A 14,573-nucleotide genomic window follows, 5' to 3' on the forward strand; every position below is an offset into this window, starting at 1 on the left:
AACGAACAAGCCTCCGGTACACATTTTGATAAAAAAAACCCTGAAGTTCGCTTCAGGGTTTTCGATGCCTATCCATGGGTGTTAAACCTGCGGGAGTTCAAAACCTGCCCGGTAGGTTTTGCTCACAAATTGGTTTGCGGGTTCAAAATTGGTCACCTTCATGTTTTTACCATCCCAGAGTAGTTTGATATCCCTGCCTGGATAATTGTATCCATTACCCTCTGACTTGGGTTCGCGGTAATCGTAGCTACGAATGGCCAGGTTGCCCATCAGGACGGATTCGGTCAGTGGACCGGCGATGGAAAACGGTGAACTCAGCTCCTTGTACTCCTTGCTTCCGTATCCGGCAATACAGGCATTTACCCATTGGGCATAATGCCCACCAATGGCGCCTTCTACGCGCGGCAGGGTTGGCGCCACGTTTACACTTTCGTTGATCGAGGTGGGTAATAGTTTGGGATCGATGCCGTAGGTCGAACACATCATTTTTCCGCGGGTTCCTTCGATGATGACGCCGTTTCCACCGTCTCCCATTTGCTCACTGGCGCCGAGTTCTTCGGGTCGGCTGGGTTTGATGCCCCCATCCATCCAATGGAATTCCAGGTCTTTGCCAGTCGGTCTTTTGAACCGAAGCGTGATATGCGAAGAAGGAGGGCAGCTTTTTGGGAAATAGCCCTGTGTAAATTCTCCGGTATAGACCGAACCTACGCTGCACTCTGCTTCCGTTGGATATCCCAAATCCAGGGTGCGGAAGGCAGGTTCCATGATGTGGCAAGCCATATCGCCCAAAGCTCCCGTTCCAAACTCCCACCATCCACGCCAATTGAACGGATGTAAGTTTTCTACGTATCCTTTTTCCTCAGCCGTACCGAGCCATAAGTCCCAATCCAGATTTTTTGGGGCTTTTTTTCCGGATTCTCCGGGCCAGGGTACTCCCTGTGGCCATACAGGTCGGTTTGTCCAACACTGCACCTTGGTTGCTTCCCCAATTAAGCCTGCTGCATACCATTCGCGCATTTGCCGAACCCCATCGCCTGAAGCTCCCTGATTTCCCATCTGGGTTACCAGTTTGTATTTTTCAGCGGCCTCCGTCAACATTCGCGCTTCCTGAATCGTGTGGGTCAGTGGTTTTTGTACGTATACGTGTTTCCCCATTTTCATGGCCGTAAGCGCCTGAACGGCATGGTTGTGATCGGGTGTGGAAACAGATACCGCGTCAATGGAATCGGCTTCTTTTTCAAGCATTTCCCGGTAATCTTTGTAAAACCGGGCTTTCGGATATGCTTCGATGCTTCGGGCGGCGCGTTCCGGATCCACGTCACAGAGGGCCACGATGTCGGCATTGCCACTTTCATAAAAACTGCGGATATCGCTGTATCCTTTCCCCCCTGCGCCAATGCCGGCTATCCGGAGTTTGTCGCTCGGAGCCTTAAAACCCGGCCCGCCAAGTACATGGCGGGGGACAATGTAAAATCCGGCAACCGCCGTAGCGGATGTTTTAAGGAAATTCCTTCTGGAATTACCCTCATCGGGCATATTGTTTTTTTTCATTACATGTTTTTTGGTTATACGAATGGTCTAAAATAAAAATTTTTGCTGAAAGATTTGAACAATTATTCCATTTATACAGGTCATACCGGGAATTGTGGATGAACGGATGCTCGGAACCGTAAACAAGTGTTTAATTTCCCGGAAGAAAAAAAATCGATTGGTTTCGGGGTACCGGTCTATTTTCCCCGGAAAAGCTAAATCAAGCGTTTGTGCAAGAATCAATTGCCTCGCGGAAGCGGAAGCGACTCAGTGCTCATTGTCCGTTTTCGCGGCCGCTGGCGGTGGCAGTAACCGATAGGCTTCTTGGATATCCGGGCCATTTTGAAAACAAACCGGAGAAGCCGGCGCTTTGGGGGAAGCGGGCTTGGGCGGATGCTTTTTTCTGCGATCAGTCTTGGTGTCCATTCAATCCGTTTTTTCCGATAGCAAGTCCATCAATGCGCGGATTTTTTCGGCAATGGCCGAGGGCTTCTTTTCCACCATAGCCATTGCCAATTCACCTAAGGTCCCGATCAGGTCGAAAGCAGTCTGTACGTTTTTTAAAGTGGCGATCGTTTGCTTGATTTCCAGATTAATGGATTGGAGCTGATTGAGCGCCTCCGCTGCTTCTTCTTCTACAATCAAGGTAGACAGCAGTTTCATTTCTCTCGCAGTGTCCATTAGCCGATTTGCTTCTTTGCCCATCTCGACAAACGTGACCTGACTGATTACCTGCTGGCTAATTTTTTCAAACCGGTAATCGTTGAATTTTTTGGCTATTTCCAAAAAATCATCCGCCAATTGGCTTAAAAAAACGCTATCCACTCTTTCCTTCATTCGTTCACTTGCTCAAATACAACATATAAATCTTTTAGTTCATCCGATAGCGCTGCCGTTGTATTTCGGAAATTTTCGCTTCCGATTTTTTCCGCAGTTACCGCCAGCGAATGGTGTTTTTCGGCAATCAAATCCAACATGGCAACAAGCGATACGACTTTCAGACGTATTTTTTCCGCATCCTCGACTAATTGGTAGTGTTTTTCGGTAGCCCATTCTTTTTCCATGGCATTGAGCCCCGAATTTATTGTCTGGGTTTTGTAGTGCGTGTACCATTCTTCCTGCTGTATTTCGAGTAAGCCAAGAAGGTTTTGCTCCAGAACAAAACCTAACTTTTCGGTCAACAGGCGCAGGTGTGGGTCAGCATCTTTCATGTAGTGAAGGATACGGCGGCTACGAAAACGACCGGTGCTGGTATTTACGGCAAATTCTGCCATCTTTTGGATTGCGGACACCTCTCCCTCCGACAGGCTCACGAACTCGGAAGCGTGTAGACTTTGTACCGGAGCACTCAAGTCATAGCTTGTCAATCTAGGGGACGCCAACTCAGATAAACCCATCCAATACTGCTCCATTGCCCGAAAAAGCCCCCAAACCACGCTGTCTGCTTTCTGGTAACTGGCACATTCGCAGTTTAGACGCCGATCAACAGTGAACGTACGTACCTTCTGAAACGTACAATCCATGGTACACGTTTCGGCGTAGTTATAACCTAGCTTGTGGAAATGCCCCAACCCTTTTCTGGCCTCCTCGGACAGTTGTTGAACGGGTTTTAAGCTTGTGCAGGCCAGGAAGATACCTGGTACCAACAGAAAAACCGCTGGAAGTTTACAGACCATCCGCTAAAGGTACCCAAAATATCTGATAGTTTTGTCCCCCGACGGCAGCTCCCCGGATAGAGCTAGTGCTTTTAAATGCAACGATTCGTTTTTTCTAGTAAAAAATTTGCAGGATAGCCGGGTCACCGTCTGACCCAGCTGCCTCCTTAAAAAAGTGCGGTCATTATTCGTGTGGCTTCTCGCAGTAGTAGGTCTTTAAAACCCTGTCTCGGGTCTTCTCTTGCCGGATCCGAAAACCAGCGGTTCGCAAGAGGCCCTGCATGACCCAGTCGCAGGTGGAGTACTCTTCCTTGAAATGAATCTGGGTGTCTTCCCGCAGGAAGTCCCCACCTCTTTCTCCTTGCAAGTCGATAAATTCCTGAATCGCCTTTTCCGAATGATCGTCGGGGATCACCACATCGTGAAAGTAAAGCTTACCACCAGGTGCCAGGACAGCAAATAGTCGCTTTAGGGCTACCGCTTTCCAGAAATCAGGCAAATGGTGCAGGGAAAGGGAACTTATCACCCCATGGATTGAGCGTTCCGGCAAATCAAACGTAAGGTATCCGGCGTGGATGAACTCGATGTTGTCCCTTTTTTTTTCCGCTGCTTTCTTTTGGGCAAGCGCCAGCATAGGCGGTGAAATATCCAGTGCGTAGAGCCTTTGACACCGCTCGGAAAAATGAATGGAAAAGTTTCCCGTCCCGCAGCCGATATCCAGGATGCGACTTTGCAAGGTAGGTTGAATCCAGTTCACGGCTTCGTCTAGTTCCTGCCCTATGTCTCTAAAGTCATCGTGCGAAGGATCGTAAATGTCGACCTCCTCCTGTGAGGCATAGTCTTTTCCGGTTTGTTGAAATTCATCGTAAAGCCAATCCATCCGTTTTTTTGAATTTCTTTCTAAAATAAAAGGAATCGAATTGGTTTGCAAGGGGATACCCAAAGGAAATAACGTACCACGGGACAAAATTCAATAAATTGTTTCTGGCTCTTCGTACCGATGTCGCGCCAGGTCCGCCTACTGAGTAATTCCCCACAACCGTAGCAGTTAAGAAGTGGGTAACCTTTCGGATGGCTTGGAAGGATACGGCAGGCTGGTTGAAAAAGTTCCATCTACGAAGGTTCGATCGTAGATTTGGGGAGATTTTTTTCCAACGAATTTATCCAGTTTGTTGCAGAAGGCCTTCTTCATCCGTTGGTAGGAAATTAAATCACCTTGCCAAAAGGAGGCTGGCTAGGGTAGCAATTCTACCAAATCGAACCTGTTCGGGGCATTGAGGGGTTTGTAGGTGAAAAATTCGGATTACTTTTGCCAGGATAAAACAGTGTAACCCTCACGGGAACCGTATTTTTGATCAACAAAAACAAGGCGTATGAACGTAGAGAAAGAAAAGAAGACGGTAGCAATTTTGGGACTGGGAGGAGTAGGGGGATTTTTGGGGGCACGCCTGCTTTCTGCAGGCCAGCATTCGGGTTTGGAAATCGCCTTCGTTGCCCGGGGAGAAACCTACAGGGCGCTTCAGAAAACGGGACTAATTTTCGAATCGGAGGGCACGAAAACGGTCGTCCGACCCGATCGGCTAATCCAAAGCGGCACCACTACGGAGGCGGTAGATCTGGTGCTCCTCGCCACCAAATCCAACGGGTTGGAGGCGGCCGTAGCGGAGAATCAGACGCTTTTTTCTGAAAAAACACTGGTAATACCCCTCCAGAACATGGTGGATGCGGCAAGTAGGATACGGCCACTGGTCAACGGTGCAGCGGTAATCGATGCGTGCATCTACCTGGTTTCCAATGTAGAAAAACCCGGTCAGGTGCGACACCTTGGCGGGCCCGGAAAAATTGCGGCTGGTTTTCCAACAACCGAACGGTACGCCTGGGTTTTTTCTTTACTGGGAAAAACGGGTCTGGAAGTAAGCCTGTGTGCGGATATTGACGTGCAGTTATGGAAAAAATTCCTTTTTATATCCAGTTTGGGTGCCGTGACGGCAGCCTACGGACTGACATTTGGAATGCTCCTGCAATCACAGGTACACTGGGCCCTGTGGGAAGAATTGATGGGAGAGTTGCTGCAATTGGCGCAAGCGTCGGGGGTGTCCCTTTCACCTGCGGCTATTGGAGAGGCACAGGCAGTGGTTCGGAGTTTTCCCGCAGATTCCCGCAGTTCGTTTCAACGCGACGTTGCGCAGGGCAATGCAGGGGAAAAGGAGGTGTTGGTCGATGAGGTAATCGCAAAATCAAGGCAGAAGGGATTGTCTCCGGAAAGGTACGAATCGATGGAAGTGCTGATTTGCGAAAACATCCAAAAAAATGGCAAAACTACCTGTTGATTGGAGCCATTTGTCGTGAAAGTGGGAGGGATTGGCTTAAAATTGATTGATTTTACATCAAAAAAGTCAAAAAGGGTGTGGAATCGTGCTTTATAGGCTATATTTCAAAGCGGATTAACTTGTTCTACAGATGATTGCTTTACAAAGGTATTTTGGATGTATGGTTTTATTAGGTCTGATGGCCAGTTTTGGTTGCCAGAAGCAGGCGGACAGTACTGTTTACGATCTGGTTATTCGAAACGGCTGGATTCACGACGGATCGGGTGCTCCGCCCTACTACGGGCAGGTGCTAATCAGCGGCGAAAAAATAGCAAAGATCGAAACGGATACCGCCAGGGTTTTCCAGGCTACTCACACGGTCGATGCAAAGGGGCAGGTAGTTGCTCCGGGTTTTATTGACAGTCATGCGCATGGAGATCCGCTGAAGACACCGGAGTTCAGGAATTTTCTTGCCATGGGGGTTACCACCATCTTTTTGGGTCAGGATGGGTCCAGTCCGAATACACCTGCCATTGAGCATTGGATGGACAGTGTGGATCGGCTTCACCCCGGAGTAAACATCGGGATGTCGGTGGGCCACGGTACCTTGCGGATGGTTTCTGGCGTTGCCTACGATAGGGAACCGTCTGAGGAAGGGTTGTCCAGGATGGAGAATTTGTTGGCTGAGGCCTTGGAAAATGGTTGCTTCGGGCTTTCCACGGGGTTGGAATACAATCCCGGTTACCTGGCGGGGGAAAAGGAGTTGGATCGGCTGGCACGAGTAGTCGGGGAAAAGGGAGGCATGATCATGAGTCACATGCGGAATGAGGATGACGATCAGATTGAAGCGTCCCTGCAGGAACTCTTGAAACAAGGGGACCACTGCCCCGTTCATGTCAGTCATATAAAAATCGTGTACGCCAAAGGGGCCGATCGGGCCCGGGAAATTCTGTCCATCATGGAGCGGGAAAGAGCGTCAGGAAAGCAGGTAACTGCTGACTTGTATCCCTATGAGGCAAGTTATACGGGGATTGGACTTTTGTTTCCCGAATGGGCAAAGCCTCCGGCAGACTACCCGACGGTTGCCCGGGAAAGAAAGTCCGAATTGGAAGACCACCTTAGAAACCGTGTGAATGCCAGAAATGGCCCCGAGGCAACGCTGCTTGGGTCCGGCACCTTCAAGGGCAAGACCCTGGCGGAAGTGGCCCTGGAACGAGGGAAGCCCTTTGAAAGGGTATTGGTGGAGGATATCGGTCCTTCCGGAGCAAGTGCAGCCTATTTTGTCATGGATGAAACCGTGATGAAGGCGTTTTTAAAAGATGATTTTGTAAATATTTGTTCCGACGGAAGCCCCACCTCCAACCACCCCAGAGGCCACGGCACTTTTGCCAAGATCATTGAGGAATATGTGGTGAAGGATTCGCTGTTGAGCCTTCCCGAAGCCATATACAAAATGACTGCTCTCTCGGCCAACAATTTGGGAATTACCGACAGAGGCCGCATCGAAGTGGGGTATTTTGCAGATCTTTTACTTTTTGACCCTTTGCAGGTGCAGGCCAACGCTACCTATGAGGCGGCGGCGCAACTTGCGTCCGGCTTTGATTGGGTCTTGGTAAACGGCAAGGTGGCGAAAGAGGCCGATACCTACGCCAGTCCGGGACGGGGTCGAATTATCCGCAAATCCCCACCCGCCGAAAAAAAATAGAGCCATCCACTTTGCAGGGATGGCTCCGGTTTTTTGCTCCTTTATTCAGGAAAAATCAGGGTTTTGAAATTTCAAAATTGACCTGTTTGCCTTTAATGGTATTTGTATTCATGACTTTGATCACGTGGGTAACATCCTTTTTCGGGATATCGACAAAGGAAAAACTATCGTAAATGTCGATTTCCCCGATGCTACCTCCCGATACCCCGGTTTCTCCGGCAATGGCACCCACGATGTCATTGGGACGTATGCGGTCCTTCTTGCCAAGATTTAGGAAAAGTCGGGCCATATTGGGCTCCCGTTCTTTTTTCCCTTTTCTCCCGCCACGTTCACTTCCTCGGTGAGGTTTGCTTCCCCGGTCACGGTCCGATCGGTCCCTTCTGGGGCGCTTATCGTCTCTTCCGAAGGCACGCTCTTTTTCGGGTGTAAAATTCATTTCCTTAAACTTATCCACGGCTTCGCCCAGGTGCAATTTAACCAGTCCCATGGTTACTTGTTCCAGCGATAGCCCTTCGGCCATCAGGTTTCCGATGACTTCCTCAAACACCTGATCGTCTCCTGTTTTGGCCAGTTGTCGGTGAATGTCTTTGATTAGCTGTTCTTTTTTCATGTGGATCAACTGATCCACCGAAGGAGGCGCTGCTTTATCAATGGAGGTTTTGATAAACCTTTCCAGATCTTTTATTTTTCCGGCATCCCTTCGGCCGGAAACAAAGCTTATGGCCGTTCCAAATTTTCCAGCCCGGCCGGTACGCCCGATCCGGTGCACGTAGTTTTCCTCGTCCAGGGGTAAGTCAAAATTAAAGACGGCTTCCACATTTTCTACATCAATGCCTCTTGCGGCTACATCGGTTGCGACCAAAACGGCGCAATGGCCTTTTCTGAACTTGTTCATTACCTTGGTACGCTGGGCTTGCGACAAGTCTCCGTGTAAGGCTTCTGCAGGTACTCCTTTTGCTGTAAGTTCTTCGGTAACTTCATCTGTCACCCGTTTGGTATTGCAGAAAATCACACTGAGTTTGTATTGGTGTAAGTTGATCAGTCGGCTTATCAAGTCGGTTTTAAGTCCGGACCGTACCTCGTAATACACCTGCGTGATGTTTTCTACGGTAAGTTCTTTTCGTAGGACTTTAATGATTTCCGGATCGGTCTGATATTTTCTCGTGAGTTCCAAAATCGGCTTTGGCATGGTAGCCGAGAAGAATACCGTTTGCCGTTCGGAAGGCATGCTACTCAAAATGGTCTCGATGTCCTCGCGAAACCCCATGTCGAGCATCTCATCAGCCTCATCAAGAACGATCACGCTGACCTCACTCAAATCCAGGGTCCTTCGATCCATATGGTCCATTATTCTGCCGGGCGTGCCAACAACAATCTGTACGCCTTTTTTTAAGCTTCTGATTTGCCGGTCGATGGACTCCCCGCCGTAAATGCAGGTGGAGGAAATTCGCTTTTTGTATTTGGTGAGTTTTACAATTTCCCCTTCTACCTGCACTGCCAATTCCCGCGTAGGGCAGAGGATCAATGCCTGAGGCTTGTTTGTGCCGCTGTCAATCCGATCGATGATCGGAATACCAAAGGCGGCGGTTTTACCGGTTCCGGTTTGCGCCTGTCCGATGACATCGGAGCCTTGCAACAATAAAGGAATGGTTTGTGATTGGATGGGGGAAGGCTGGGTATAGCCCATGTCTTCCACTGCCCTTAGGATTTCTTCCGAAACCCCAAGGTCTGAAAATGTTACTTCTTTTTCCATGAAATGTTCCTTACTTCTCGGAGCCACGGTATTCCAAAATATCCCAGTGTCGATCAACAATAAGGAACCCCACGGCGTAGGAGAAAAATTTTACTAGATAATAAGCTGCAAAGGTAAGTAATTTTTTTTTCATTTACCAACGATTGCATCTAAGATTAGAAAATAATTGACTATGAAGTCTAAAATTTACTGAATTATATTCTGGTTTAAAGCAAAAAAAGGGCGGAAATGCCCTTTTTTATTCGGTTAGCTTCTGATCAATTAGCGTTTTTCCATAGGTACATACGACCTTTCGGTAGAGCCGACGTATACCTGACGCGGCCTGCCAATGGGTTCGTTGTTTTCCCGCATCTCTTTCCACTGCGCAATCCAGCCGGGAAGGCGTCCTAACGCAAACATGACCGTAAACATGTCGGTTGGTATGCCTAGTGCACGGTAAATGATGCCGGAATAAAAGTCTACATTTGGGTATAACTTTCGATCAACGAAATACGCATCATTCAGGGCGGCAGTTTCCAATTCCTTGGCGATATCCAAAACAGGATCGTCTATCCCGAGTTTCTCCAGGACATCGTCGGCTGCCTTTTTGATGATTTTAGCACGTGGATCGAAATTTTTGTATACGCGGTGTCCAAAGCCCATCAGCCGGAAAGGATCGTTTTTATCTTTGGCTTTTTCAAGGTATTTCTTAGAATCTCCACCATCGTTTTTGATTGCTTCGAGCATTTCGATCACCGATTGATTGGCCCCTCCGTGCAGCGGCCCCCAAAGGGCGTTGATACCGGCAGAAATGGACGCATAGATGCTTGCCTGTGACGAACCGACAATACGCACGGTAGAAGTAGAGCAATTTTGCTCGTGATCTGCATGCAGGATAAGCAGTTTGTCCAGGGCCTTTGAAATCACCGGATCCACTTCGTATTTTTCTGAGGGCAGGGCAAACATCATTTTCATGAAATTGCCGCAATAATCCAGGTTATTGTCGGGGTAGTTGACCGGATGCCCCATTTTATTTTTGTAAGCCCAAGCTGCAAAAGTTGGCATTTTGGCCAGGAGTCTCACGATGCTGAGTTGAATTTCTTCATCGGTATTGTTCGGATCCAGTGAGTTCGGGTAAAATGCAGTAAGCGAACAGATCAGGGAAGACAATACACCCATTGGATGCGCCACGGAAGGGAATCCGTCCAAAATCTTTTTTATATCTTCGTGAACAAGCGTGTGCTTGGTGATTCTATTTGAAAAGTTATCGTACTGACTGGCCGTGGGCAACTCACCGTTGATAAGCAGGTAGGACACCTCCAAAAAATCAGAATTTTCGGCCAATTCCTCAATATTGTATCCTCGGTACCTGAGAATTCCTTCCTCTCCATCCAAAAAGGTAATGGCACTTTTTGTAGACCCGGTATTTTTGTACCCTGGATCTATGGTGATCAGACCGGATTGTCCACGGAGCTTGGCAATATCGATGGCCTGTTCGTTTTCTGTACCTTCTATGACTGGCAAGTCATATTCGTTTCCTTTATAGGATAGTTTAGCAATATCGGACATATTTATCTAATTAAGTGTATTATAAATTCCAAACTGAATCAAATCGAAATAAAATTTGGTACCAATGTACTAAAAATTGGGCATATTTCCCTTATTAAATTTTCGAAAGCCCCTCGTACCAACTGCCAAACGTAAAATCTTATTTTGTAAAACGGCGCGTCGGCTTTTTTACAGGAATAAAATAATTTGGAGTTGATTTTCAAAAGGCAGGGAAAACTAGTATCTGCCAAATTTTACTAAAACCAGGTTGAGCGGTATCAATGGGATGAAAAAAAGCCCCAAAAGGGCTTTTTTATCAGCAAAAATGTTCGAATACCTCGACTAAATGATCACCTATCATTTGGGCATTTCGTCCTTCTATATGGTGTCTTTCGATAAAGTGTACCAATTCTCCGTCTTTGAATAAGGCCATGGCTGGCGACGAAGGAGGGTAGGGGAGAACTTTCTCCCGGAATTTGGCGACTGCATCGGCGTCGTTTCCGGCGAAAACGGTAGCCAGCACGGTAGGTTTTTTCCCGGCTTTTTCCAAGGCATACCGAACTCCCGGACGAGCTGCTCCCGCTGCACATCCGCATACCGAATTGACCACCACAAACGTCGTTCCCTTGTGTTCCTTTAAATGTGATTCAACGTCAGCTGACGATCTGAATTCCGTAAAGCCTGCGTCAGTTAGCTCTGCTCTCATTGGAGCTATTAATTCCTCTGGATACATAGTGTTCTTGCGTTAGTTATTGTGAAATTTATAAAAACCCCAATTCTAATTTTGCTACCTCTGACATCATGTCCTGTGAGTAGGGTGGATCAAAGGTTAGTTCGACCTCTACGTTGTTTACCCCTTCAATTTCCGATACACGTGTTTTCACCTCCGAAGGAATCGACTCGGCCGCTGGACAGTTGGGTGACGTTAAGGTCATCAGGATGTATACGTTATTCACTGGATAGACAGTAATCTCATAGATCAGGCCCAACTCGTACACATCTACCGGGATCTCCGGATCGTACACATCCTTGATCGCATTTACCACCTTTCGTTTGATGTCCTCCTGTACTTCTATGTTTTGATCTGGATTTTCCATATGTTGTTTAGGCGTCAATTTTTGATTGGTAAGCAAGGGCAAAAAGCTTCATTTGTTTGATCATGGCTGCCAGGCCATTTGAACGTTGCGAACCAATGATGGAACCCATCCCAATTTTGTCAATAAAATACAGGTCGGTGTTCAAAATTTCCCCGGCCTTCTTGCCAGAGAGCACCCGAATGAGCAGGCTTATCAAACCTTTGGTAATGTCGGTGTTGGAATCTGCGAGGTAATAGACCCGCCCGTCTCGGAAGTCTGTAGTCAGCCAAACTTTTGACTGACAGCCTTTGATGATGTTTTCATCCGTCCGCTCCGGTTCGGGAAACTCGGGCAACTGATCTCCGAGTTCCATGATATAGTATATGGTTGACTCTTTGTCCTCTCCCAATATTTCAAATTCGTTGATAATCTCCTCCTGTACGGCGTCGATACTTGGCATTAGTTTTTTCGTTTTGCTATGCGTACCAGACTTTCATAAAGCCTGTCAATTTCTTCGTTGGTATTGTAAACAGCAAAGGAAGCTCGGACAGTTCCCTCCAATCCGAAACGGTCCATCAGCGGTTGGGTACAGTGGTGTCCCGTGCGCACGGCGATACCTGCTGCATCGAGCATCATTCCTACGTCAAAGGGATGCATGTTTCTGATCGTAAAACTCATGACACTTACCTTTTCCCTGGCGGTGCCCACCGGTATGAAGCCATTGATTTGTGAACAAAGCTCAACCGCATGCGCCAATAATTGGTTTTCCTGCTCTTGTATACGTTTTTTTCCAATCGACCGAATGAATGCCAACGCTGCGTCAAATGCGACCACATCGGCAATATTGGGCGTGCCCGCCTCGAATTTATAAGGAATATCGTTGTAAGTGGTCTTGGCAAAGGTTACCTCACGGATCATTTCACCCCCTCCCTGATACGGAGGCATGGCTTCCAGTAGTTCGCGTTTTCCGTAAAGTACTCCCACCCCTGTGGGCCCATATAGCTTATGGGCTGAAAAGGTGAGAAAGTCGCAGTCCAAGTCTTGCACATCCACATCAAGATGGGCCAGGCTTTGTGCTCCGTCCACCAAAAATCGGGCCCCGCGATCGTGGGCCAATTGGATCATTTTTTTGATCGGATTAATGGTACCCAATGCGTTGGATGCATGCACCACCGCCACCAATTTGGTCCTCTCCGAAAGTAATTCTTCATAGGCCTGCAGGTCCAATTCTCCAGTATCCGAAACGGGGATGATTTTCAGGACGGCTTTATTTGTTTCACACAGCATCTGCCACGGAACGATATTGGAATGGTGTTCCATGGTGGAAATGATGACTTCATCGCCCGCTCCGATATAGGTTTTTCCAAAAGTTGAAGCGACCAGATTGATGCCGTCTGTAGTTCCCTTGGTGAAGATTACTTCTTCCACGGAGGGGGCGTTAATAAATGCCCGAACGGAACTTCTGGTTTTCTCAAACAAATCCGTTGCCCGTCCAGCCAGGGTGTGCGCGCCGCGGTGTATGTTGGAATTATGATTTTCGTAGTATTCGTTTAGCGCATCAAGTACCTCTTGGGGCTTCTGCGTCGTGGCGGCATTGTCGAAATAGGCAAGCGGTTTCCCATTGACCTCTTGGTCTAAAACGGGAAATTTACTTCGAATCTCCGCCACATTTAATCCCTTACTAGTTTGATCAATAATTTCCTCCAAGTCGTGCATGTACTAGCGTTTCACAATATTCTTTAAAACCGTCTTCCTTTATTTGATCCAATACCTCACCGGCAAAGGCGTGCAACAGCAATGCTTTAGCCGCATCTTTAGCTATACCTCGAGCTCTAAGGTAAAACAGTGCCTCTTCGTCCAACTGCCCCGTAGTACAACCATGGGAGCATTTGACATCATCCGCCCATATCTCCAACTGAGGCTTGGTATTCACCGTGGCGTCTTCCGACAAAAGTATGTTGTTGTTTTGCTGAAAGGCGTTGGTCTTCTGTGCATCCTGTCGAACAAAGATTTTACCATTAAATACACCCCTGGAATGGTCGGTTAAGATTCCTTTGTACAATTCATTGGACTCGGCATGGGCCTGCATGTGGTCCACGTTTGTGTGATTGTCCACATGGGTTTTTCCATTTAGTAAATACAACCCGTACATATTTCCTTCGCAATTGCTGGCCCGCAGATCCAGGCTCAGATTATTGCGAATCATTCCTCCTTCCAGACTTAACACGATGGAGGTAAAATTGGCATCCTGGTAAATACTCGATCGGGTGTTTGTAACCGCGAGGTCGTTTTTTCTTCCGTTTTGAAGCGTGTAGTGGCGAACGTGTGCATTCTGACCAACCGTCCATTCGGATACAGCATTGACAAAAACGGTGGCTTCCCCCAACCAAACGGTCTGCTCGATAAACGTAACTTCCGCATTTTTTCCGACCTGAATGTACGTCCGCGGATGTACACAAGATCCCTTTTCAGTTGCCTTGACAAAATTGATCAATAAGATCGGTCGGTCTATGATTTTACCAGCCGGCACCCGTATGTACACCCCGTCTTCAAAAAAAATGGAATTCAAGGCAGTAAAGGAATCGGCTTCGTTTTTTTCAATTTGGCCGATCTGAGCAGCGGAATCCGAGTCAAGGGATGCCATACTGCTCACGACGAACTGCTGCTGATCCACCGTCGATAGGTTGGGCTGGAACCTTCCGTTGGCACATACCAGGGTGTAGCCTCCCACCGCACGAACCAGTGCTTCCTGCGCCTTCATCTCCTGTTCGATGTCAGCAAAGGGGGCGGATGGCCCAAGGTTTGGCAGTTGATCCGTTAGACGCTTGCTAATGCCTGTGTACTTGTATTCCTCGTTTTTAATCGTCGGTAACCCGGCCTCGCTCAACACCTGCCTGGCCTGACGCTTAAGCTCCGCAAACAGGAGGGATGAAGGCAGGCGTTCCGATTCGAGTAGGAATGCTTCCGTTAATTTATGATCTTTTTTTGTTGATACCGTCATTAGTAAATGAAGTCTAG

14 protein-coding genes are annotated in these 14,573 nt (G+C 47.9%); 2 read left to right on the plus strand and 12 right to left on the minus strand.

What is annotated here, in order from left to right; all coding sequences use genetic code 11:
• Positions 1 to 81: 81 nt before the first annotated feature.
• From BMW71_RS01775 to BMW71_RS01790, 5 genes are all read right to left on the minus strand, one after another.
• A complete protein-coding gene (locus BMW71_RS01775; RefSeq protein ID WP_092168630.1) occupies positions 82 to 1,551 on the minus strand; it encodes a Gfo/Idh/MocA family protein in 1,470 nt (489 codons plus the stop codon).
• Between the two features lie 246 nt (positions 1,552 to 1,797).
• Positions 1,798 to 1,956, minus strand: a complete 159-nt coding sequence (locus BMW71_RS23645) for a hypothetical protein (protein WP_154854464.1) — start codon at positions 1,954 to 1,956, stop codon at positions 1,798 to 1,800.
• Positions 1,957 to 2,367, minus strand: a complete 411-nt coding sequence (locus tag BMW71_RS01780; protein WP_092168632.1) for a hypothetical protein — start codon at positions 2,365 to 2,367, stop codon at positions 1,957 to 1,959.
• Positions 2,364 to 3,053 carry a hypothetical protein gene (locus BMW71_RS01785; protein WP_143057526.1) on the minus strand — a complete coding sequence of 230 codons (690 nt, stop codon included), beginning with the start codon at positions 3,051 to 3,053 and terminating at the stop codon, positions 2,364 to 2,366. The genes BMW71_RS01780 and BMW71_RS01785 overlap by 4 nt, the downstream gene beginning before the upstream one ends.
• 316 nt (positions 3,054 to 3,369) lie before the next feature.
• A complete protein-coding gene (locus tag BMW71_RS01790) occupies positions 3,370 to 4,065 on the minus strand; it encodes a class I SAM-dependent methyltransferase (RefSeq protein WP_092170155.1) in 696 nt (231 codons plus the stop codon).
• Between the two features lie 493 nt (positions 4,066 to 4,558).
• On the opposite strand from BMW71_RS01790, the gene BMW71_RS01795 reads away from it, so the two are divergent.
• Together BMW71_RS01795 and BMW71_RS01800 are read left to right on the plus strand one after the other, a co-directional pair.
• The gene (locus tag BMW71_RS01795; protein ID WP_092168638.1) at positions 4,559 to 5,515 is read left to right on the plus strand and encodes a ketopantoate reductase family protein; all 957 of its coding nucleotides are present in this window, start codon (positions 4,559 to 4,561) and stop codon (positions 5,513 to 5,515) included.
• A 160-nt stretch (positions 5,516 to 5,675) separates the two neighbouring features.
• The gene (locus BMW71_RS01800) at positions 5,676 to 7,199 is read left to right on the plus strand and encodes an N-acyl-D-amino-acid deacylase family protein (protein ID WP_244891043.1); all 1,524 of its coding nucleotides are present in this window, start codon (positions 5,676 to 5,678) and stop codon (positions 7,197 to 7,199) included.
• Positions 7,200 to 7,254: 55 nt separating this feature from the next.
• On the opposite strand, the gene BMW71_RS01805 is transcribed toward BMW71_RS01800, so the two are convergent.
• The 7 genes from BMW71_RS01805 to sufD form a co-directional block, all read right to left on the minus strand.
• A complete protein-coding gene (locus BMW71_RS01805; protein WP_092168644.1) occupies positions 7,255 to 8,952 on the minus strand; it encodes a DEAD/DEAH box helicase in 1,698 nt (565 codons plus the stop codon).
• A gap of 261 nt (positions 8,953 to 9,213) precedes the next feature.
• On the minus strand, positions 9,214 to 10,500 hold the full coding sequence (locus BMW71_RS01810; protein WP_092168647.1) for a citrate synthase: 1,287 nt from the start codon (positions 10,498 to 10,500) through the stop codon (positions 9,214 to 9,216).
• Between the two features lie 295 nt (positions 10,501 to 10,795).
• The gene (locus BMW71_RS01815; RefSeq protein ID WP_092168650.1) at positions 10,796 to 11,212 is read right to left on the minus strand and encodes a BrxA/BrxB family bacilliredoxin; all 417 of its coding nucleotides are present in this window, start codon (positions 11,210 to 11,212) and stop codon (positions 10,796 to 10,798) included.
• A 28-nt stretch (positions 11,213 to 11,240) separates the two neighbouring features.
• Complete coding sequence (locus tag BMW71_RS01820) at positions 11,241 to 11,576, minus strand: DUF59 domain-containing protein (protein WP_092168653.1); 336 nt, start codon at positions 11,574 to 11,576, stop codon at positions 11,241 to 11,243.
• A 7-nt stretch (positions 11,577 to 11,583) separates the two neighbouring features.
• On the minus strand, positions 11,584 to 12,015 hold the full coding sequence (locus tag BMW71_RS01825; RefSeq protein WP_092168656.1) for a SufE family protein: 432 nt from the start codon (positions 12,013 to 12,015) through the stop codon (positions 11,584 to 11,586).
• Entirely contained in the window at positions 12,015 to 13,271 is a 1,257-nt protein-coding gene (locus BMW71_RS01830) for a cysteine desulfurase (protein ID WP_092168658.1), read from the minus strand. The genes BMW71_RS01825 and BMW71_RS01830 overlap by 1 nt, the downstream gene beginning before the upstream one ends.
• Positions 13,246 to 14,556, minus strand: coding sequence for a Fe-S cluster assembly protein SufD (sufD, locus tag BMW71_RS01835; RefSeq protein WP_092168661.1), 1,311 nt, complete (start codon positions 14,554 to 14,556; stop codon positions 13,246 to 13,248). The genes BMW71_RS01830 and sufD overlap by 26 nt, the downstream gene beginning before the upstream one ends.
• Positions 14,557 to 14,573: the final 17 nt, after the last annotated feature.

This window comes from Cyclobacterium xiamenense (genome assembly GCF_900109255.1).
In the GTDB taxonomy this organism is placed as follows: Bacteria; Bacteroidota; Bacteroidia; order Cytophagales; family Cyclobacteriaceae; genus Cyclobacterium; species Cyclobacterium xiamenense.